Origin of the sequence: Flavobacterium reichenbachii (genome assembly GCF_002217435.1) — a bacterium.
GTDB lineage: Bacteria > Bacteroidota > Bacteroidia > Flavobacteriales > Flavobacteriaceae > Flavobacterium > Flavobacterium reichenbachii.
This window is the reverse complement of record NZ_MUHF01000011.1, coordinates 128,474-149,455: the sequence shown is the minus strand read 5'-3', so window position 1 is coordinate 149,455 and position 20,982 is coordinate 128,474. Positions and strand designations below refer to the sequence as shown.

The 20,982-nt window shown below is 36.6% G+C and carries 16 protein-coding genes and 2 pseudogenes; 16 read left to right on the top strand and 2 right to left on the bottom strand.

Annotation, left to right across the window (positions count from 1 at the left end):
• Positions 1-787: 787 nt before the first annotated feature.
• The 6 genes from B0A68_RS11160 to B0A68_RS11135 all read left to right on the top strand — a co-directional run bounded on the left by B0A68_RS11160 (position 788) and on the right by B0A68_RS11135 (position 10,629).
• Positions 788-3,292: an HD domain-containing protein gene (locus tag B0A68_RS11160; RefSeq protein ID WP_035688709.1), complete on the top strand. Its 2,505-nt coding sequence runs from the start codon at positions 788-790 to the stop codon at positions 3,290-3,292.
• A 134-nt stretch (positions 3,293-3,426) separates the two neighbouring features.
• Positions 3,427-4,704 carry a hypothetical protein gene (locus B0A68_RS11155; protein ID WP_035688706.1) on the top strand — a complete coding sequence of 426 codons (1,278 nt, stop codon included), beginning with the start codon at positions 3,427-3,429 and terminating at the stop codon, positions 4,702-4,704.
• On the top strand, positions 4,701-5,393 hold the full coding sequence (locus tag B0A68_RS11150) for a hypothetical protein (protein WP_035688704.1): 693 nt from the start codon (positions 4,701-4,703) through the stop codon (positions 5,391-5,393). Before B0A68_RS11155 ends, B0A68_RS11150 begins: the two co-directional genes overlap by 4 nt.
• 3 nt (positions 5,394-5,396) lie before the next feature.
• On the top strand, positions 5,397-7,730 hold the full coding sequence (locus B0A68_RS11145; protein WP_035688703.1) for an AAA family ATPase: 2,334 nt from the start codon (positions 5,397-5,399) through the stop codon (positions 7,728-7,730).
• Positions 7,731-8,031: 301 nt separating this feature from the next.
• On the top strand, positions 8,032-9,408 hold the full coding sequence (locus B0A68_RS11140; protein WP_123947497.1) for a hypothetical protein: 1,377 nt from the start codon (positions 8,032-8,034) through the stop codon (positions 9,406-9,408).
• An 18-nt stretch (positions 9,409-9,426) separates the two neighbouring features.
• Positions 9,427-10,629, top strand: a complete 1,203-nt coding sequence (locus B0A68_RS11135; protein ID WP_035688699.1) for a hypothetical protein — start codon at positions 9,427-9,429, stop codon at positions 10,627-10,629.
• Between the two features lie 412 nt (positions 10,630-11,041).
• On the opposite strand, the gene B0A68_RS11130 is transcribed toward B0A68_RS11135, so the two are convergent.
• On the bottom strand, positions 11,042-11,755 hold the full coding sequence (locus B0A68_RS11130; protein ID WP_035688696.1) for an SLATT domain-containing protein: 714 nt from the start codon (positions 11,753-11,755) through the stop codon (positions 11,042-11,044).
• 246 nt (positions 11,756-12,001) lie between these two features.
• Positions 12,002-12,436, bottom strand: coding sequence for a DUF1810 domain-containing protein (locus tag B0A68_RS11125; RefSeq protein ID WP_035689445.1), 435 nt, complete (start codon positions 12,434-12,436; stop codon positions 12,002-12,004).
• Between the two features lie 318 nt (positions 12,437-12,754).
• Here B0A68_RS11125 and B0A68_RS11120 point away from each other — a divergent pair, with 318 nt between their 5' ends.
• The 10 genes and pseudogenes from B0A68_RS11120 to B0A68_RS11080 all read left to right on the top strand — a co-directional run bounded on the left by B0A68_RS11120 (position 12,755) and on the right by B0A68_RS11080 (position 20,894).
• The gene (locus B0A68_RS11120) at positions 12,755-13,144 is read left to right on the top strand and encodes a single-stranded DNA-binding protein (protein ID WP_035689443.1); all 390 of its coding nucleotides are present in this window, start codon (positions 12,755-12,757) and stop codon (positions 13,142-13,144) included.
• Positions 13,145-13,182: 38 nt separating this feature from the next.
• Positions 13,183-13,542 carry a DUF7222 domain-containing protein gene (locus B0A68_RS11115; protein ID WP_035688693.1) on the top strand — a complete coding sequence of 120 codons (360 nt, stop codon included), beginning with the start codon at positions 13,183-13,185 and terminating at the stop codon, positions 13,540-13,542.
• Positions 13,543-13,569: 27 nt separating this feature from the next.
• Positions 13,570-13,950: a Cas9 inhibitor AcrIIA9 family protein gene (locus B0A68_RS11110; protein ID WP_035688690.1), complete on the top strand. Its 381-nt coding sequence runs from the start codon at positions 13,570-13,572 to the stop codon at positions 13,948-13,950.
• Entirely contained in the window at positions 13,947-15,263 is a 1,317-nt protein-coding gene (locus B0A68_RS11105; protein WP_035688688.1) for a PcfJ domain-containing protein, read from the top strand. The genes B0A68_RS11110 and B0A68_RS11105 overlap by 4 nt, the downstream gene beginning before the upstream one ends.
• Before the next feature lie 271 nt (positions 15,264-15,534).
• Positions 15,535-16,005 carry a JAB domain-containing protein gene (locus B0A68_RS11100; protein WP_035689441.1) on the top strand — a complete coding sequence of 157 codons (471 nt, stop codon included), beginning with the start codon at positions 15,535-15,537 and terminating at the stop codon, positions 16,003-16,005.
• A gap of 57 nt (positions 16,006-16,062) precedes the next feature.
• On the top strand, positions 16,063-16,227 hold the full coding sequence (locus B0A68_RS24465; RefSeq protein WP_165571363.1) for a DUF6965 family protein: 165 nt from the start codon (positions 16,063-16,065) through the stop codon (positions 16,225-16,227).
• Between the two features lie 243 nt (positions 16,228-16,470).
• Positions 16,471-16,638: pseudogene (locus B0A68_RS11095) on the top strand (Y-family DNA polymerase); the annotation flags it as partial.
• Positions 16,637-16,938, top strand: a pseudogene (locus B0A68_RS11090) (hypothetical protein); the annotation flags it as partial. The pseudogenes B0A68_RS11095 and B0A68_RS11090, both read left to right, overlap by 2 nt.
• A gap of 160 nt (positions 16,939-17,098) precedes the next feature.
• Positions 17,099-20,155 carry an Eco57I restriction-modification methylase domain-containing protein gene (locus tag B0A68_RS11085; protein ID WP_035688685.1) on the top strand — a complete coding sequence of 1,019 codons (3,057 nt, stop codon included), beginning with the start codon at positions 17,099-17,101 and terminating at the stop codon, positions 20,153-20,155.
• A 1-nt stretch (position 20,156) separates the two neighbouring features.
• On the top strand, positions 20,157-20,894 hold the full coding sequence (locus B0A68_RS11080) for a hypothetical protein (protein WP_123947496.1): 738 nt from the start codon (positions 20,157-20,159) through the stop codon (positions 20,892-20,894).
• The last annotated feature ends 88 nt before the right edge of the window (positions 20,895-20,982 follow it).

The following is a 20,982-nucleotide window of genomic DNA, read 5'->3' as shown; positions in this document are numbered from 1 at the left end:
AAACATGAATTAAAAGAAAAATATCAATTTGCTTTTTAAGTCGTACTTAACCTATCTTTATCAAAGAAATTCGTTAAAATTTCGAGATACACTTTTTTCTCTGCCTGTTCTTAAATAATAAATAAAACCTCGTATTTACTAGAATCTTAATAATTCAAAACGGAACCATTGTATCCGCAGTAAAAAATTTCGACTATATAACTACTTAATGACGTTAATAATTAATCTATAGCATTTGACTTAAATTTAAAAGACTAGAGATTAAAATCTACACCTAAAATATTAAAAAATATAAGAAAGTTGCAAAGAGAATCAACGTATTTAAATTATATAATAAAGTAAAATCTTTTCTTATTTGCAAAACTTTGTCCTATTCGTTATAATACTATAAAACAGTCAATTATTTCAAAATGACTATTTTGCGAATGATTCGAAAACTTTCAAAAAGGCTATTTTCTTAATATCACTTTTTTGGGAAGTTCAAACATAAATCATTTCTGCGAATCTTTTTCACGGAAAGCCGTAATCTTGTTAAAATATAAAAGGCAAAAAATGGAGCAGCCAAGCTTCCTAAAATTCAAGCCTCTATGGGATTAATGCAAAATTTCGAAAGGCTAAACCACTGAAACAAATAAGTATAAATACGGGTCTTCCTAAATTATTATTTACATATTTTTGAAATTTTCTTTATCAAGTACGGTTATCCGTAAAAATTAAAATAAAATTAGCCCGATATTTAACCCATATCTGATTACTAAAATTAAAAATAAGGCAAATTCTAAAAAAAATGAGCGTAACAATAGACAGAGAAATCAGCATCGACGATTTAGAACTGGTAAAGCTGCTTCAGAGCAGAAACAGTGAATTTCTTCCGCATATAAAAGAAGTATACGAAAAAGTAAAAAATATACTGGAGCAGAGAATCCCGCATATTTTCCCCAATTATACACTGCACAATATCGGCCATTCGCTCAGAATTATAAAAAACATGAGCAGTATTGTTGACGACATCAATCAGCTGGACGAATTAGAAATTGCCATTTTAATATTGTCTGCCTTACTTCATGATGTCGGCATGGCGGTAAGCGAAGAGGATATAAAATTGATCAAAAATGATAATTTCCCCTATTTTGACATTAAATATTCCGCGGTAGTCAAAACTATTGAAGATGAGGAACTGGCACTTCAAGAATATGTGCGAATGTTTCATTCCTCACTTTCCGCCAAATATATACAGGAAGAGTTAAAGGGAAAATTCGATATTCCCAGATTATCGCTTAATTTCACAAAAGAACTCGCCCTGATCTGCGAAAGCCATACCAAAGGATTTGACTGGATAACAAGTAATCTGACCGTAAATGAGCTGAAAGGAGACTATAAATTTAATTCGCAGTTTCTAGCCTGTGTGCTTCGACTGGCCGACATTTTGGATATCGATTCAAATAGAACTCCTTTTAATCTTTACCAATTGATTTCTCCAACCGGGATCAGCAAGGAGGAATGGGACCAGCATTTCATTATTTCAAATAATCAAAAAATAAAAAAAGACCCAAAAACCGGTCTTAAAACAATTTACTTTACGGGCCAGTGCGAAAATCCACATACCCATCGAAAAATATTGACCTACATTGACTGGGTCGCCTATGAGATCACAAACTGTACGCAGTTAGCCAATACGATGTCTTCCCAATATAATCTGCTCTATGACACCACCCCAGAGGTCCAAATACAGGCCATAGGCTACACCTTTTCAGATTACAAAATGAAGCTTGATTATAAGGCCATCAGTGCGCTTTTGATGGGAGAAAAAATATATGGAGACAAATCTTTAGGCTTGCGCGAACTCATACAGAACTCTATAGATTCCTGCAGAATAAGACAGGAAATCGTAAATGAAAATCTGCAGATCGGTGCAGAAAAGTATGTGCCAAAAATCAAGATTATCATCAACGAAGCACAAAATGAAGTTACTATTAAGGATAATGGTACGGGAATGTCTCTGGAAATCATCAAAAAGCATTTCCTAAACATAGGCGTGTCCTATTATACTTCGAAAGATTTCAAGTTAAGGGATCTGGCCTATAAGCCCATCGGAAATTTCGGAATTGGTTTTCTTTCCTGTTTCATGCTTTCGGACGAGGTAAAAGTAATAACAAGATATTACAAATCTTCTGACAGATACTTAATAAATCTCGAAAAGAATAACGAGTATACATCTTTAACAAAAGCAGAAGATCATTCACTTGACGGAACCGAAATTATTCTAAATTACAAAAATTTTATTAATGTTTTTGAAAATAATTCTGCTAAGGTTGTTGCTTTTATGAATAAATTTTTCCTTACTGACGATATTCAGGTGGAACTCTATGACAATTCAAATGTTCCCATTTTAATTTCAAATAATTTAAAGACAGTAACAGTACCTGATGGCTTGATCAAAATTGATTTAAGCAATTATTTAAAAGATATTGAGGGATATGCACTTATTAAAAAGAAAAGGGATTATGTTTCTAGTATCAATCATATTGATTTTAAAGGAACTTTATATCAATATTCCTGTGACGGAATCAAAATCGTGCAAGATACATCAGCAATAGATATCGATAATTTTATAATTAATAGTGAGCTGAAATATTACAACATTCCAATTGTCAGAACTGCTATGGAAAATGACTTCCTAAGTATTTTGAAATATAATGATTTGGAAGACACTATTGATAAGCTGGAAAGGGATTTGGAATGGATTTCGGTAATTGTACCCAATAACTTAGATTTAGATTTTAAAGATTTTGAATTTGCCAATATAGGTGATTATTTGTATGATAATTTAGGATACGAAAATCTAATTGAGTTAGGTCACTCCAATAATTGCAAAACGTATGCAACATATGAAAAAGTCAATTTATTTGAGGGAAAAACTAATGAACTCTATTTGCCTTTTCAATCCGTGATATTATCCAAAAATACCTTTTATTACAGAAGATATGAGGAAAAACGAAAAGAATTGTACGTTCGAAATGTACTAATTAACAACTTTAGATATGAAGCACCAACACAAGCTAAGATATTCGATATTGAAATGATTATGGTGAACTTAAATTCCAGAAAATTTGTTCCTGATATATCAAGAAATAATTTTGACTATCCTACGAGTTTAGATATAAACTACATAATAGGAAAAGCAATACACCTTGGCGCCTTTCATAATCTCGGTTTAGAAGATGATAAAAAGTTGACATTGAAAAAGTTCATTCAATCTTATTACTGTGAAAAGAGCGAATTCGAAATTTAATAGCTGAAGTTAACCGAAATAACACATTGTTCATCAATTGTTTATACCAATAAAAAAGGTACATCTAAATGAATGTTCACTTTTGAAGCATCAAATTGTAAACCTATTACTCAAATAAAAGAGAAAAACAGCATATGAATACTGACGCAACACCCAGCTGGTCGGGATATATTTTTCAGGGAGAGGTAGCCTTGTGCCGTGCTATCGAAACCATGAACAGTCTGCCCGATCCAATTCCTGACGGCTATTGTCTTAAACTGGAAGAAGATGAAGATTTTTCCCTGCAAACCACAGAAATTGAAGTCTTTCAAGTCAAAGCTTATCTCAGTAAGGATGCAGATAAGATCAGTAAATACAAAGAGGTAATTGAAGAACTTATTGATAAATACTACTATCATAAACGGGTTGAAAAGGATCCAAATGACGGTCGCAAAAGAAACCATATATATTTTGACAGGGTGCGGAAAAAACCGGTCAAATGCAATCTGATTACCGACAGTGTAATTACGGATTTCCAACCGGATCTGTCCAATTTTGATAATAAATACAGTAAAGCAACAAATTTTGAGTGTCTGCAGGGCGAGTATACCATCGCCAACATCCACCTGAAGCTCATGGATGCCGTGACACAGCATTATGCAGCATCAGGAATTGCCGAAGAAGATGCTGCTATAAAAACTGCCCAATGCTGTTATAATATCACAAGAATCGTAAAGGAAAGACATGCCAGTAAAAGGAAAACAAAAATTTTCTTTAAGGATATTAAACAATGGATGGATTCGGCACTGGCTTTTTCAGAGGATTTGTGCTGGTTTGAAATCTCAAAACTGTTTTTAAAATTCTTATCCGAAGATCTGGTTTTGTATGATTTGAATGATGCCGGTCAATTGGCAGAGTTTACCAAACTTCAGGCTGCAGTAGATGAACTTGAGAAGCTTCCCTACAATGATCTGATTTCCTTGATACAGTTCCATACGACTCCGCATAAAAAACTCGACAAAAATAATCTGCGGCAGAGTTTTGCAGGATTTTTAGAGGGGAGTGCTGTAAGATCTGTCGTACTGAAAGCAATCAAAGAAATAATACAGCTGCCTTATTTTAAAAACCTGCAGTATACCAAAATGACGCCAGAGGGTCAGGCAGTCCGATATCAGCTACTGAATCACAATAGTGAATTTGATGATTCTATGCTGGAGCAGATCAGATTCCAGCAGCATTGCGAGGAATTCTACAAACATCCCAATACCATTGATGTGGATCTGTTTGTAACCCGTCATCTCTCGCACAGCCAGCAGGAAATTAGAGATAAAATCACCAATATACTGAATCCGCACGCCACTGAAGAAGAAATTAACAAGCGACTTTTTGGATTCTCCTCCATTGAAAAAACCATAAATGACATCAACAAATGAGAAATATTATAAAAGAAATCAGCCTGCAGAGCGGGCTTAAGTACATCAATGTGGATGAAAATCTGGATTTTGCCTACTACGAGGACAAGGATGATTTTTATCTGCTGTGTTTTTATGACCATTCGGATCTGATGCGCATTACAGGAGAAAACATAAAAATACTGGAATATGCACTTAATAATATTGTGGTAAATACCAAAAAAAGTGAAACTCTAACCCAGTTCATTGACCGGAACATAAATTACAATCTTTCCCTTATTTTATTTGCAGCCCTGGATGGTGATTATCCCAATCTGATACAGGAGCTAAATAAAGTGGAAGAGAATTACATCAATTCCAAGAAATATATTTTACCCTATAATAATGATGCTCTTGAAGTGCTAAAGGAGAAAATATCCAATACAGCCGCGCTGGTCAGTGATTTAAATGACCTTGCAATTGCGCACAGTGATTCCATCCAGGAGAACCAGGACAAGTGGTATGATCTGCTGCTGAACCTTTTTATAAAAATTCCCTATCTTAATTATCAGCCCGCCGATCATAGTTTAACCTTAACCACACTGTCAGATTCGCTAAATCAGGCGATGACAGACAGAGAATCTTTTCTGCTTTCAATAATTAATGACAGCAACATTCACGCTATCACAGACATCGAAAACTTTGTTAATGCAAAAAATATGACACAATAAATTATGGCAGCCTATAAAATTTCCAGTCTTACAATTAAAAATTTTAAATGTTTTGACCATATTGTTTTTGATTTTAGCAGCAACAGCCTTGTGGTGTTTGACGGACCCAACGGTTACGGTAAAACCACCGCTTTTGAGGCATTGGAAGTACTGCTTACAAAAACGCCGCGAAAACTGGCCAAAATCAAACTTGATAAGCGTTACAAATACAAAAACAGCCCTATCCATAAGGCTGAAAATCTGCCTATTGAAATTGCTGCCGTCTTTGAGTCTGAAGCAGAACAGATTCTAAATATAAAAAGGGTAATTCCCGCCGCCGATTTGCGCCAGTCAAAAAAAAACAATATTGGCTTGATATTCAATGATTCCGTATTGTACATTGATAATGTGCAGTCAAGTGAGCAGGCGCTGGAAGAAGCGTTGGAATTTAAAAATCTTGACAATCTCTTTAACGTCCTAAACTACGTAGAACAGGACGAAAATACCTATTTTTTAAAAGAAGATCCTAAAGAAAGGTATAAAGCGCTTATTTCACTGCTTGGAGGCAGTGAAGAAAGGATATTGTATGACAAAACCATTGAGTTCTGCAGGAAAACAAGTGAAAAAGTACATCAGCTAAACTTGGCAATTAACGCCATAAATACGCAGAATACCGAGACATTGAAGGACGATGGACAGCAGGTGCAGTACAAAGCGCTGCTGCCGGGACTTTCCCCTGCCCTGCCCTGGGATTCACAGCTCATTACCAATACTAATCTGGATCTACACAATTCCTACCTTGTAGAGATTAAAAAGGTGGAAAATCTCTTTGAGATGAAAACTGCGGTCCAAAATGTTTTAGCGATAAAAAAGCTAAACGATATAATAAACAATAATGCCCTGCTGCAGTCTTTCGTGGAGAACTTTTGGAGCATCCAGAATTTTGCAGTTCTAGAAGAAGAAGACAAAAAACGAAAAGAAAATGATAATCAGATCTCAGGCTATATATCCCTGATAACTTTGATTGATAATAAACGCTACTCGGAAATTTTATCGGATAAGCATCTTTTTGATCTGGAAGACAAAACCGAAAAACCTGCGGTGGATTTTAACCTGCTGCGTACGCAGCTTACCCTTACGATATCATTAATTGAAAGCCTTAGTGTACAGAATCAGATACTCTCTGATCTTAAGGATAAAAGGGAGGGACTTAATAAAGTGATCGAAGCACATAAAAGCGTACTTGAGCTTAAAGACGGCGAATGCTACACCTGCGGTTACAACTGGCAGACTACCGAGCAGCTTAAGCAGCAGATCGAGGAAACTGAAGTAAAGATTTTCAGCTCTTACATCAGAGAAAATGACAGGCTGGAAAGCATGAAGCTCGCGTTGGAGAACGACTTTTTAAAAGTAATAAAATCATTTATTGAAAATCAGGCTGAAAAGTTAACAAAAGAAAATGGACTGCTTATCAGTCCATCTCAATTTCAAAACCTTAAAAATAGCTTTTCCGCACTAAATTCCCAGTCAGCCGAGCTGGCATCATTATTTTCTGCAGAAGAGCTGAAGGAGGTCATGTCATACATCAATATGCGTACTATTGAAAATCTAGAAAACGCTGTTTTAAAGCTGGTGGAGCTCATCAGCAGAAAAAGACCTGAAATTGACAGCAGCATCAATATTGATCAGGTCATCAATGACTTTAATCTCTATTTTTCAGGAAAAATTGGAGAGCTGAATGTTTTAGAAAGCGAAGATTTAAAAAACAAACGACTCTATGTGCAGCATCAGTACTACAATGCAATCAACCAGACACTGCAAGGTCTTGTGCAGCGCAAAGAAAAACTGGAACACATCTATGATGAAATCAATGGTATAGGGTTAAAAATAGATCAAAAAATAAGGCAGTATACCAAGAGTATTGTGGAAAAAATCAGCATCCCATTTTACATCTTTACAGGTAAAATACTGCAGAACCACACACTGGGTTCTGGATTGCTGCTGATTTTGGATATAGACAAGGAAAACTCGCAAATATACATAAGGCCTAAGCAGCGGGATCAGGAAGTGACTTACACCTTATCGTCAGGACAGCTGGCTGCAACGGTAATTTCCTTGATGCTGGTGCTTAACAAAGTCTTCAATAATTCCAAACTGGGTACGATTTTTATCGATGACCCGCTGCAGACTTTAGATGAGATAAATTCGCATTCACTGGTCGAGTTGCTCAAATACAATTTCAGCGATCAGCAGATTATATTATCAACCCATGAGGACAGGTATTCTCAGTTTTTACAATATAAATTCAATAAGTTCAATTTATCCAATAAAAGCCTGCGGCTGAAAGATCTTACCTAACAGAAAATAGATTTATCCAGTGCAATCCCTGCAAGAAATATTGAATCCGGTCCATTTTTTCCCATACAGCAGTGCAGTTATTGTGCTGCTGTTATGGCTTATGATTCCGATACATTTAATTGCTTACCTTTAACAGAGATAATTTAAAATGAGCTCCTTGGAAAATATCAGCGCTTCAGAAATTTTAGATTTACTTAGTGATACGAAGAAGATTTCGTCAGTGTCCGTGTATGGTAGCAGATTGATTGCCCATAAAAATGTCACCGGGGCCTTAATTATCTTTGATAAGAATATAAAGGAAATGGTAACTTTTTTAAATTGCACATTTGAAGATATTATTATAGACCGTACTAGGTGCGATGATTCCATTGAATTCAAACAATGTACTTTTTCAAAAGACTTCAGGATTATTTTCATTCAATCCCACAACTTTAATCTGGAAAACTGCCAGTTTGAAAAAGCCTTAATTATCCAATACTGTGTTATCGATTATCTAATTTTTCACAGGGTTGAAGCCCAGAATGGAATAATGCTTGAAGGAGGCCAGATAAGACTGCTGGATATCAAACCTATAAATGAAAAAACAAGTTTTTCTTTTACGGGACTGTTTTTACTCATTCATACCCTGTCTGTAATTTCGCAGTCCGGCATAACCACTTTTGCTAAAAGCTGCAGCATCAACATTATCAATTTAACCGGATACTTAAACATTCTCTCAAGATTGGATTTTACCCGAATCAAAAATAAAAAGATCGCGATTTACGAATTGAATAACAGCGGTAAAATCTACTTTTCAAACCTCACCCCTGCAGGAGTCCACGGTTTTAAAAACAGTTCATTGTCCCCTCATATTGAAGCCTATCGAAAATCACAGGGAGCAGATATGCGCGAGCTGCAATTTGTTTCCCAAATGGCTTTTAAAATGGAGCCTCTGGAGCTTCTGACCGGCAACTACCCTCTTTATGGTTTTCGCAAATTTATCGAAAGAAAGGACTGCACCGACTTTCTGCTGTATTTTGACACGCTGGACACGCAGTTCCGCATAGACAACTCTTCGCTGGGAATCTTGGAGCTCAAATCCCTGTTGTTTGAGCAATATCAGATTGAAATTAAAAATTCGGACCTTTCAGCTGTAAAACTTCTCCATGCCAAAATACCTGACGTTATGGCTCAGCATGATGATTTAAATTATTACAATGTGTATAATGATTTATATACTGCAGCGGTACGCCAGAACAACACAAAAGATAAGGCTTTCTACTATAAAACAGCGCAGGAGTACCTCTATAGGCATCTGAAACACAGCGCACAGCATTACGACCGCGATATAGGATCAAGAATTGCAATAACGGTATCTAAAATCTACAGCAGCCATGGCACAGACTGGTTAAGGGCATGTCTGGCAACTTTTTTCATAACCTTCATTTTCTTTGTTTTGTTTGCCGTGAGCCTTAAAGAACTAGATTTGGATGTAAGCGGAAATGGTGCGAAATATTTCTCTGGCACCATAATGCCGTACTTTTTCGAATTTATCAATCCTCTGCATCGCATAGATTTTATGTCTAGAGTAAGCCCTCCGGGAGGATGGACCGCTTTTTTTGATCTTTTGTCCCGAATATTTGTTAGTATCGGAATTTTTGAAATTGTCCGGTCCTTTAGAAAGCACGTAAGATCTTAATATTAAAACCAGCTAAAAATGAATTTCCAATATGAAACTTTAGGCGACGAATACCAGTTCCAGACTTTCCTCAAGGATTTGTTTAATGCCGTATATTCCACTGAAACATTTCAAGAGTATGGCTCTAAGGGAAATTTGCAGCATGGAATTGACGTTTACAGCCCCGTATTTAAGACAGCGATACAGGCTAAAAAAAAGGGGATAAATCGAAATAAAAAAACAATAGTAAAGGAACTTATAAATGATCTTTCGCAGACTTTAGAACTCATTAAAGGCTTTCCATTCCCTATTGAAATACTTTATTTTGCCACAACCATTAAAAAAGATGTAAGCCTGCAGGAAGCATGCTTCAGCGCAAGCATCAGTTCTGGAATAAATGTGATCCTCTTTTCCTGGGATGACATACAGGAAAAACTTCCGGACTGTCTCTCAGTGCGAGACAAGTATTTTCCGCACCTGAAACCGGCAAAAAAAAAAGATGCCCTGAGTAGAATAAGCAAGGAACTTGAAAGCTTGATCTCAAAGTTGGATGGCAAAAAGTCTGCGGTAAAAACGATATACCGAAATATACCACATTGTGAAATATTACTGCCTTCTCTTGACAGCAATTACAATCTTCAAAAACAGCTTCTTGCAACTATAATGAAAATTTCATTGTTTGAAACATATTGTGAAACCAAATATAAGAAATTTGGGTGTCTGATTCATTTCACTATGGACTATACCCAATTTACCGATGATTCATCAGCACCCGGATTTCAGATCATATCGGGTGAGGTGGTCTTTCTTGCAAACTTCAGCAGACTTGCAAAAGGACTGCAAAATAATTCAGATTATTTTTGGGATGTGATGGAAAAATATCAGAGTAATGTACTTTTCAAAAAAATAAGATTCCGCATGGAACTACTTGCCTCTGAAGGTTTAATAGCATATGAATTTGAAGTAGACGGACAGACGGAATCGTATAATATTAAACAGAAAAAATACTATGATCTGGATTATGGCAATTTGGGCTCACTAAACGCTGTTATGCCCTTTATCGCTAAAAATACCCAGCCTGGCTTGTGCATATTGAATATAGACAAAATACAAAAAAATGTCGCTTTCATGAAACTGTACCATCACTTTTTAAATGAAGACTCCTTTAGTCCCAGTCTTCTTAAAATCAATGTTGATGATTTTGATGACTGGGATTATGAATACACACCTTGCGACGATTAGGCAATACCGGCAGTACATTGCAATGGCTTGAAAATAAAATTACTTCCAGCAGAGAATACAAAATTTAATTATCCTCCCTGTCCACTTTGATTATGATGCAAGCAAAACTATTTACGTTGTTAAGATTCCCAAATCCGGCTATACTCCCCATACTAACGCACACAAAAATACTATCGCAGATTGAATTCTAATCTGTCCCAATGGAGGAATATTAGCTAAGAGACGCTTATTTCAGGGGTTCTGAAAGCCAGAAGCTTGACAAATGCAATGTTTCCATAAACGGATAATGCAAGAATTTCTCATTAACATGAAACTCATGCCACTAATAAAGACAATAGTAGATCCGAAAAATATTGAACCACATGTGCAATTCAGGAAACCAAAAATTACATTTACACAAACGACAAAGCAGTTACTTTTTAGATGAAGTTAAAATCATATATAAATTTACTCCTAAGAAAATAAGAATAGGACCATACATAAATAAATGATATTTAAAGTGAACTCTCCAATAATATTCAATCCTTATAGACCATCTATCAAAAAAAGTTAATTCGAAGTATTCTGGTTTAAACATTTGCATTTTTTTATAATCAATCGGCTTGTGGTTTTCATTTCTCTTTAAAACTTTGTCGTAATCATCACTTATTTTCTGGAGAATTGACGCTTTATTTGGATTATTATTTTGATAAGTTTTAGTGTAGCGCAATTGATTGTAAAGTTCAGATATGTCTAAAGCGCAATTATGATAACGATCGGATTTTAGAATAAAATTTTCAGCACTTTCAAGTTGGCTAAATAAAAGCACCATAACTGAAAATGCCATTGATGCAAAATTTACTTGACTGTCAGACAAAGAAAACATCCAAAATTTTAAGTCGTAAACATTCACTAAACCAATAATGATAAGATAGGCAGAAATGTAACCAACAGATTGTCCTGATAAACGATGTAGAGTTTCGTTTCTATGACTTGCTGCAAATCTAGCTCCTTTAGTGGTCCATAACTTGTAATTTAATTCGACTTCGAAATCTTTTTGTAAATATGGCGGGATTTTCTTTTTAAAACGTTTTATTCTTTTGGCTCGTTGTATTTTTTTCCAATAGTTTTGTATGTTTTCTATCATAGTTGATTTGAATAATTACTGCCACTTATTTATATGTACGATAACTCAGGAATATGAAGCCTTTATCTGAGTATAAGTTTCACGCTGCTCAGATTTTCTTTTTTGCTAATATAAATAAATTCTTTATAAAATATCAACAGAACTCTTTATTTGTTAAATGCTTTTTTACTAACTATGGCGCGTCTTTAATAAATTAACATAATACAACTTAAGAGAGGATTTAAGGATTTTAAATGAAAAATGTTTTTAGCTGGCGGATGCCTTTAAAATCCGCAGTGTCTTTTCGTCCTGTTCTCCATTGTAATATTTTTCAAGCACCAGCCTGAAACATTCAGGTGTTTCAGGCAGAAGTCCAAACAGGGCCATGCAGGATTTCAGTTTTCTTTCATCTGGCCTGCCCAGAATTTCCAGTGCCGTTTTATCTTCAATTTTTAGCATTGCCTGCGTAATTTCCACCAGACGTTTTCCCAGTATGGGGTGATTCAAATACAGTGAGGCTTCCGTTAGGTTTTCAATGCCGTAAAAGATATTATAATCCGTGAATCCCAGTCCTCTTAGCTGGGGGAAAATAAACCACATCCAGTGGGTCTGTTTGCTGCCCTGCCTGATCTCGCGCAGCGCGTTGTTATACGTTTCCCTTTGTGCCTCTAAAAAACGGTCCAGATCATATCGCTTTTCCATTGCAGTATTTTTTTCGTCGCTTGAAATTACAAAATATTTCAATGCCGATCCCAAAACAGGTATCTGAAATAGGGGTTCAGCCTGCTGTAAAGATTGATAAGGAAATTTTCAATAAAAACGGATTAAAAGAGCCGCGAAAATAGCACCCGCAGGCTCCTGCATGCGCATAACGGCCTTGCCGCCCTTCGGGACTTATAGCACTCCGGATCCTTTATCGGGCGCTTGATTTTGTGCTTTCTTTTTTCCCGTTTTTTCTTTGAAAAATTTCATGCGGGCTTGAGAAAAAACAGAAAAAATACTCACTTAAAATTTTACATCATGGAAATCTCAGGACGAATTACAAAAGATGCCGTAACGGCAAAAGTTTCAAATGCCAGGGAGGTGGTAAATTTCTCCATTGCCATAAATGACAGCTACAGACCAAAAGGCTCTGACGAGCTTAAAAAAATTGTAACCTACATCGACTGCTCCTATTGGATGGGTTCCAAAATGGCGCAGTGGCTTAAAAAAGGCACTGTGGTTGAACTCTTCGGGCGCATAGGTCTGAATGTCTACAATAATGCCGAGGGCAAGGCTCTCGGTTCGCTGACCTTTCACACCAGTAACATTAAGATACTGGTGTTCCCAAAAACAGAAAACAGTTCTTCTCTTCCCGCAGTTCAAAAGAAAAATACGGATCAAGACACCCCTGACGACCTGCCTTTCTAATTGGAATATATACCGTTTCACATCAAAATTTATACGCCATGAAAGCCTTTGAAAAATCAGTTTACATAGAATATCCCGTATCCGCCCAGTTCAAAAAAATAGTCCTCTCCAATATGGAATCTTATGACGGGACAAAAAAAGAGCAGTTAAAATCTTTCTTGGAAGACCTGCAGAAAAGCGGATGCATCTGCGGGATGATTTCAGAGTTTGTATACAACTCGGACTGCAGGAAATTCTATATACAGCATTTGGATGATTTGGAAACTATCCGATACGAAATTGAAGATTCCCTTGGGGAATCTGTCAAAAACCGCCACCGTATGCCCCATTACACCTTTGTATGCTGGCTCTGCTTTGAAGAATACTGTTTTGATATCTACAGAAACAGTTTTGAATAACGCTTTTTCAATCTTAAATCTTCCTTTATGAAAGCATCAGATAAATTTAAAACCGCCATAGAAAGCTACCTGAGCGAAAAAGCGCAGAATGATGCCGTTTTTTCAGCGGACTATAAAAAAGCGAGTAAAAACCTTGAAAGCTGTTTCCATTACATTTTTGGCGAGGTCAAAAAAACAGGGGAATGCGCCTTTGACAATCAGGAAATCTTTGACATGGCTGTGAAGTACTACACAGATGACAGCATTGGAACGCCTGCCCCTGTTCAATGCAGAGTAGCAGTAAGCCTCCCTGCCAAACCTGATTTGTTCTCAACTGCTTCCGCAGTATCTCAAAGCACAGTTCAAAAAACAGTGGCAGTACAATCCGTGAATCCTGTACAGAAAACCCTAACACTCTTTGACTTATGATACCCAAAACAGTTATAGAAAAAGAAATCAGCGCCTTAAGCACCACCCTACCCCCAATCACAGCGCAGATGCAACAGTGGGCGGAAAAAAACATTTTCCTGAAATGGGCGATGCTCTCAAGGGGGAAGTTCCATTGTCTGGAATGCACCCATTCGTGGAAACCTGACAGCCAAAGCCAGTCCTGCAAAAATTATATTAACTGCACCGCCTGTCGAGGCAAACTTAAAATGCATCAGCACAATCAGGTGCATTTCAAAGAAATCGAATACTTTGCCCTCACCGATACCTGCTCTGGGTATCAGGTGGTGCGCATCATCTGCTCGCACAAGAACATGAAAAAAAATGTTCTTCCTGCCTATTCCCATACCGAAGTCATGCAGCATTGGATAAATCCAAAAGGGGAAGTGCGCACCATCTCAAGAAGCACCAATGTTTTTTCCAATGCCTATGATGCATGGCAGTACTATTCCCCTTTGGAAATACGTACAAAAGATTTTCAGAACTCGCCAAAATACCGCATTAATCCCTACAAGGTTTATCCACACATGAAAGTGATTCCGCTTTTGAAAAGAAACGGTTTTAAAACTTCCGTGCAAGGCATTGCCCCGCAGATACTCTTTACTGCTCTTTTAAAAGACAGTATTGCAGAAACCCTTTTTAAAAGTTCGCAGACCGCTCTGCTCAAGCATTACCTCACTTCCCATGAACAGCACCTGCGTAAAAACTGGCAGGCAGTAAAAACCTGCCTTAAACAGCGTTATCAGATTCAGGACATCAAAATTTGGGAGGATTATATTGCCCTGCTCCGATGGTTTAAAAAAGACCTCAGCTCCCCATCGCTTGTCTGCCCTGAAAATTTAGACCAGGCGCATGACAGGCTTGTTGCCAAAAAAAGGGAGTTGCAACACAGGAAGCATCTTGCGCAGATGCGTGCTGAAATACAGAAAGCAGAGCCGATTTATGAAAATGATAAAAAACAGTTCTTCGGACTTTCTTTCACCGATAATGACCTTACCGTAAAAGTCCTTGACCGTGTGCAGGATTTTCTCTATGAGGGCGACACGCTCCACCACTGCGTATTTACCAATGAATATTATAAAAAGAAGGATTCCTTGATCTTTTCGGCGCAGATTGAAAACAGACCCGTGGAAACCATTGAAGTGTCCCTTTCGAGAATGGAAATTATCCAGTGCAGGGGACTTCGCAATAAAGCCACTAAATATCACAGCAGGATTCTTAGGATTATAAATAAAAACCTGCCCGAGATTGCCGGACGGTTGAAAAAGCAGAAAAAACAGACTGCTCCCGCTTAACCCATTCTACTATTGATACCGCAGATTTTAAACTGCGGTATTTTTTTTGGCGCGCAGACACTTTAAGGTGCAAAGGGCAGTCCCGGCTTAGGGGCTATTGTGGAATGTTAAGTCAATTTCACCACAAAGTTCGGGCACGTCCTTCGGTTCTCCGCAAAAAATTCCCCCATAAATGCAGGGCTGCGCTCCTGCTTTATTGCGTTGCTTTCTGCGTTCGCTCAGCCCTGCCCGGGCTAGCGGTGCTGTAATTAATCTTAAAACTACAGCAGCTATGAAAAATGCACAACAAAACACAGACTGGCAGAAAGTATCAGAAATCGAACTGATCTATAAAACCAAAGTAAAAAGCACTGAAAGACCGTGTATCACTTCTTCCAGAGATGCTTACCGCGTACTGCTTGACAGCTGGGATCCCGGCAAAATAGAATTCTTTGAGCAGTTCAAAGTACTGTTGCTCAGCCAGTCCAACAGGGTTATGGGAATCTACGAGGTTTCCTCAGGAGGCATCTCGGGAACTGTGGTGGATATGCGCCTGCTTTTCGCGGCAGCTCTGAAAGCCGCCGCCGTCGGGATCATTATCACCCACAACCATCCCTCAGGAAAAACATCACCTTCCGAGGCCGACAGAAATATGACCCGAAAAATCCGGGAAGCGGGAAAACTGCTGGATATTCCGCTGCTCGACCATCTGATCGTGACACCCGAGACCTATTACTCTTTTGCAGATGAAGGCGCCCTTTAAGGCGTTTTCATCTTTCATGCCCTTGTGCTGTTCTGGTTTTTTAAGTAATTTTGCCTTATGAATCATGAAGAAATAAAACGATATTTTGAAAACAATCCGCCGCCGAAGGAAGTAGTGTGGACCCAATGGGCGAAGATTACCAACACTCAGGTTTTCCTAAAAAGCTGTTATACCACCATCAGAAATTTTAACGGCCCGATAGACCGCTGCCCGGCATGGTAGCATTTAAGGGATTTTTACATTCTCATGAAGAAAACAGCAGGCCAGCCGATCAGCGAAGAACCTGCTTCAGAATAATTCTGATCCTTCCGTAAATTCTTAATAAAGCAAAAAAGCACCGATTTGGGTGCTTTTTTATGCCCCGAAAAATAAGGCTTTTTTATTTTTGTTATTATTTAGAACATTATGTTTTTAAAAATTGTCGCTGTCTGTGCTAATTTTGATGGGTATAAAATGATTAAGATTATGAGCCGGGCTATTGTACACATCGACATGAACACGTTTTTCGTATCCTGCGAAAGACTCCCTAATTCTAAACTTAATGGCATACTGCTTATCGTTGGAGGCGGTAAGAGAGGCGTTGTGGCTTCGTGCTCTTATGAAGCCAGAAAATTTGGCGTGCGCTCGGCCATGGATTGACCATGAAGGAGCGTATTTTGATACGGCGCATTTCCCTGACAGTCTGGTCCAGAATACATTTCAGGGAAGCGCTGCTACCTGCTTTTGGGAACCGTGGAAATTGACTATCATTTTCCGACGATCACCATTTCCAGAATGGAAAAAATGCCTTTTATCCCTGATCCCAGATATTCGGACTCGGAAAAAAGGTATACCACACAGCACAATATCAAACAGGATGTCAGCAGCATGCACAGACAGCCTTATCCGCAGGAGCACGAAATTAATGTGCCACGCCACAAAATGAAAAATTAACAGCTAAGCGGGTGATTTCCACTAGCAGAATCCTTACAGATTACTATGGAAGTTTAATTAGACCTTAAATAAATTACAACCAAGCTAGAACCTTGATTTTTGATATAATTAACCGCAATATTACAAATAATATTATTTAATAACCTAAATTTGCTGAGATATGATAAAGAATAATAAAGCATTAAAAGATCTACTTTCACAACTTCAGTTACTTGATAGTGAAAGCGTTTTCTTCTATAATCAGAAGAATGATGCTTTTTTAAAACATATTTCAAAAGAAACATTTAAAAAGTTAGATATAATCCAACCGGATGCTTTTTACGTTTTTAATGACCAGCCGTACATCCTTTTTTTTGATTTTTGCGACAATTATAGCTTAGAACGTGAAAAGGAAATTCACAGACAAGTTTGGTCTTTTGACCAGGCACCTTTAATTTTCATAATAAAACATGGAGACATTGGCATTTATAATGCATTCTCCTATAATAAGCAACTGGAAAGTCTCCAGAGAATAGATATATCAGAAGAGATCAGAAACGAACAATTCTCTTTTTGGAACCTTCAAAGCGGGAGTGCTTGGAAGTGGCTTCAGGAAAATTATTACAAGACCAAAAGATTAAAAGACGGCATTCAAAATAAAAGGGTTAATCAAAAACTATTTGAAAACATTAAATTAGTCAGGGAAGAACTTGCCAATGAGGACGGACTTACTGAAGACGATGCAAATATTTTAATTTTAAGGTTAATATTTATCCGCTATTTAATTGACCGAAATGTAAAATTAAACGAGGATTATATCCCTGAGGATGAAATTTTGGAAAAAAGAAAAACCTTCAGCCAACTCATCGAAAATCCGGTGCGTCTGAATTCTTTCTTTCTGCTTTTGAATAACAAATTCAACGGTGTTCTTTTCAAAAATACGGATATCATCCTCTCCGAAAAGCAATCTAAAGCATTGGGACACATTTTTAGAGGTGAAAAACCTGAGGAGGGAAGCTTGTTTTATGCTGTAGAATTCTACTTTGAGGTATTCGATTTCAGTATTATTCCCGTAGAAGTAATAAGTGGCATATATGAATCGTTAATTGATCCTGAGACTAGAAAGCTTCATTCAGCTGTCTATACTCCATCTTTCTTAGTTGAATATATCTTATCAAACTCAGTAGATGTTTTTTTATCTTCAGAAAGAGATGGAAAGGTGTCTGAATGCAAAATATTTGATCCTTCAGTTGGTTCAGGGATATTTTTAGTTCAGTCCTTTAGAAGAATCGTTGATAAGGAAATTGCCGAAAAAGGAAAAGTTACGAAAGAGCGTTTAAAAGAAATTGCCGAAAATAATCTTTTTGGTATTGATATAAATCCGCAAGCCTTAAAGGTTACATCATTTTCTATTTACATAGCAATATTGGATTATTTGGAACCAAAATCTATTACATCAGATGATTTTCAGGATTTATTGCCAAAATTATTAGATAGAAATCTTTTTGAGGCTAATTTTTTTGACACTAGCAATTCTTTCAATGATATTATACTTAAAGCAAAACCAGATTTTATTTTAGGTAATCCGCCTTGGAAGAGTGAAAAGGAAGAAACCCATTTAAAATGGCTTAAGGATAATAATAAAGTTATTGGTAGATTTGAGATTGCGCAGTCCTTCTTACTTCGCTCAAAAGATTTTATGTCTGAAAATACAGTATCGGCATTAATAGTCACAAGCACTATTTTTTATAATATATCTAAAACAACAAAAAAATTTAAAACCGATTTCCTCACCCAGTTTTGTGTAGAATGTTTTTTTGACTTATCTCCTGTTAGAAGGTTAATTTTTGAAGAAAAAGACAGTCCGTGTTGCATAGTCTACTACAAGCTTTCAGACGGTGAAAGCCATAAAAAGAACTTAGTAAGGCACCTTTCAGTAAAATCAAATATTTTTTTAAAATATTATAAAACGCTTGTCATTGAAAAGTTCGATCAAAAGTCAATTCTTCAAAAACACTTTATAGAAAATGACTGGATGTTTAAGGTCGCCTTATTTGGCAGTACATTGGATTTTCTTTTGTTTAAAAAATTATTAAAAACTGGAAAGCAATTAGAAAGCATTATAGATAATAAGACTATTCTGCTGAAAGGTTCAGGAATTAAAGAGAATCCCAAAGTTGGGGAATTTCCTTTTCTAATTGGCAAAAAATGTCTAGAAAATAAGGAGGTGTCACAATATTTTACTCCTCGGAGTTCTGGAAAAGAACTTACTGCCGATGATGTGCATTTACAAAGCGGAAGACGCGAAATCCTGTTCTTAGGCGATCAGATACTTTTAAAAGCTCAGGCTGAAGGTGAAAGTGATATTGTGGCGTCTTATACTCAAACGCCCTTCGTTTTTAAACATGATGTTTTTGGCATAGCTACGCAAAAGGACCCGGACACTTTATTGTTTATTTACACTTTATTAATTTCTAAACTTCAGACCTACTACCAATATCTGACAAATTGCTCATGGGGAATCGCTACACGGCCCGCAATAAGACTGGAAGAATATCTGTCATTTCCATATGAAGTACCTGATTACCATCAAAAAGCTGTTCTGCTTGAACTGGCAGACAGGTTTTTAAAACCCTACAGAACACATTATGAACAGTTTAACATAGGTAGCCCAGTTCGTGATGAGGCAGTTTTTAGTGAAATTAATTCGGCAGTTAACCAACTGTATAACATTACTGGTTCAGATATTGACCTTATTGATTATGTCCTTGATGTTTCCCGTTATCAGTTTCAGGAAAGCAAGCAGAATAAATTTATTAGAAAGATAAATAATGATAAACATCATTTATCACAATACGCAAAGATATTTCTTATGGAATTTCAAAAAATCTATAATGATGATTTTCTGCAGATTCAAATATTTTCTTTAAATCACTTTGTTGCTATGCATTTTATTTTTCTTGACCATCTCCCACAAGAACAAATTTGTTTTATTGAGGATTCTGACGATTCACAAGAGAGCCAAGTATTCAGAAGAATTTCACAAAGCATATCCATTTCTCAAGTAGCAAAGGATTTATATATTCAAAAAGACATAAAAGGTTTTGAAGAAAATTCCTTTTACATTATAAAGCCAAATGAATTTAAATGCTGGCATAGGGCAATGGCCTGGTACGATGTTGCAGAATTCAAAGAAGCTATCCAATCTGCGGAATTAGACCGCTTAAACGAATTATGAGATGGTATTAATTAATTCCGCTAAAAAATTCAAGCAGTCCTCAAGCAAACTGACGGAATATAGGATCCGTTTAGTGGTGGATTATATAGTTCACTGCTATCATCTGATGATATCTGATGGAAGACAATATAATTATGCTGATCGCGGGAGTGTACAACATGAAGACTTTTTACGTAATGGGCTTGTTAATGATTATTTAGCAAAAAAAACAAATAAGGAGTTTTATAAAAATTCAATATCAGATAACCCAAATGTCGATATAACTTTTCATTCAGAAGAAGCAAACACCTATGTAAAATCAGGAACCTTAAAAGATGATTACATTGACATTTCAATACATGAAAACCGTCTTTCCGATATTTGGGGAGAAGAAACGGAAGATCAAATTAAATTTGCAGTTGAGTGTAAAAGAATTAAAGTTCCAAATGATTATACACAATATATCGGAGATATTCAGAAATTTGCAGACAGAGATTTTACTACATTTCGGTTACCAGTTGAAGGGCAGATTGCTTTCATAGAAAAAGCATCCATTACCTATCTTAAAGCATCCGAAGAAATCAACAAAAGGCTTGAATCCTCTTTATCTTTAACTACCAATTCTTTTTTAAGCAACTCAAAAATAAGCTCTGGCTTTACTGGCTGCTATTCTTCTAAACATACAAGAAATTATGGAAATGGACCTGTTTTTACAGTATCGCATATGTTTTTTGATTATTCGAAAATCGTAATTAACTGATGTAGTGTTTTAGACAACTGAATTAAACATTTTACAGGTCAGCAAATCAATTATCAATTTGACCAGTATTATTAAAATAAAATAAAGA

Bases quoted from the DNA above. Each gene is read 5' to 3' on its own strand.
- B0A68_RS11160 (WP_035688709.1), top strand. From the start codon at position 788: ATGAGCGTAACAATAGACAGAGAAATCAGCATCGACGATTTAGAACTG.
- B0A68_RS11155 (WP_035688706.1), top strand. From the start codon at position 3,427: ATGAATACTGACGCAACACCCAGCTGGTCGGGATATATTTTTCAGGGA.
- B0A68_RS11150 (WP_035688704.1), top strand. From the start codon at position 4,701: ATGAGAAATATTATAAAAGAAATCAGCCTGCAGAGCGGGCTTAAGTAC.
- B0A68_RS11145 (WP_035688703.1), top strand. From the start codon at position 5,397: ATGGCAGCCTATAAAATTTCCAGTCTTACAATTAAAAATTTTAAATGT.
- B0A68_RS11140 (WP_123947497.1), top strand. From the start codon at position 8,032: ATGGTAACTTTTTTAAATTGCACATTTGAAGATATTATTATAGACCGT.
- B0A68_RS11135 (WP_035688699.1), top strand. From the start codon at position 9,427: ATGAATTTCCAATATGAAACTTTAGGCGACGAATACCAGTTCCAGACT.
- B0A68_RS11130 (WP_035688696.1), bottom strand. From the start codon at position 11,755: ATGATAGAAAACATACAAAACTATTGGAAAAAAATACAACGAGCCAAA.
- B0A68_RS11125 (WP_035689445.1), bottom strand. From the start codon at position 12,436: ATGGAAAAGCGATATGATCTGGACCGTTTTTTAGAGGCACAAAGGGAA.
- B0A68_RS11120 (WP_035689443.1), top strand. From the start codon at position 12,755: ATGGAAATCTCAGGACGAATTACAAAAGATGCCGTAACGGCAAAAGTT.
- B0A68_RS11115 (WP_035688693.1), top strand. From the start codon at position 13,183: ATGAAAGCCTTTGAAAAATCAGTTTACATAGAATATCCCGTATCCGCC.
- B0A68_RS11110 (WP_035688690.1), top strand. From the start codon at position 13,570: ATGAAAGCATCAGATAAATTTAAAACCGCCATAGAAAGCTACCTGAGC.
- B0A68_RS11105 (WP_035688688.1), top strand. From the start codon at position 13,947: ATGATACCCAAAACAGTTATAGAAAAAGAAATCAGCGCCTTAAGCACC.
- B0A68_RS11100 (WP_035689441.1), top strand. From the start codon at position 15,535: ATGAAAAATGCACAACAAAACACAGACTGGCAGAAAGTATCAGAAATC.
- B0A68_RS24465 (WP_165571363.1), top strand. From the start codon at position 16,063: ATGAATCATGAAGAAATAAAACGATATTTTGAAAACAATCCGCCGCCG.
- B0A68_RS11085 (WP_035688685.1), top strand. From the start codon at position 17,099: ATGATAAAGAATAATAAAGCATTAAAAGATCTACTTTCACAACTTCAG.
- B0A68_RS11080 (WP_123947496.1), top strand. From the start codon at position 20,157: ATGGTATTAATTAATTCCGCTAAAAAATTCAAGCAGTCCTCAAGCAAA.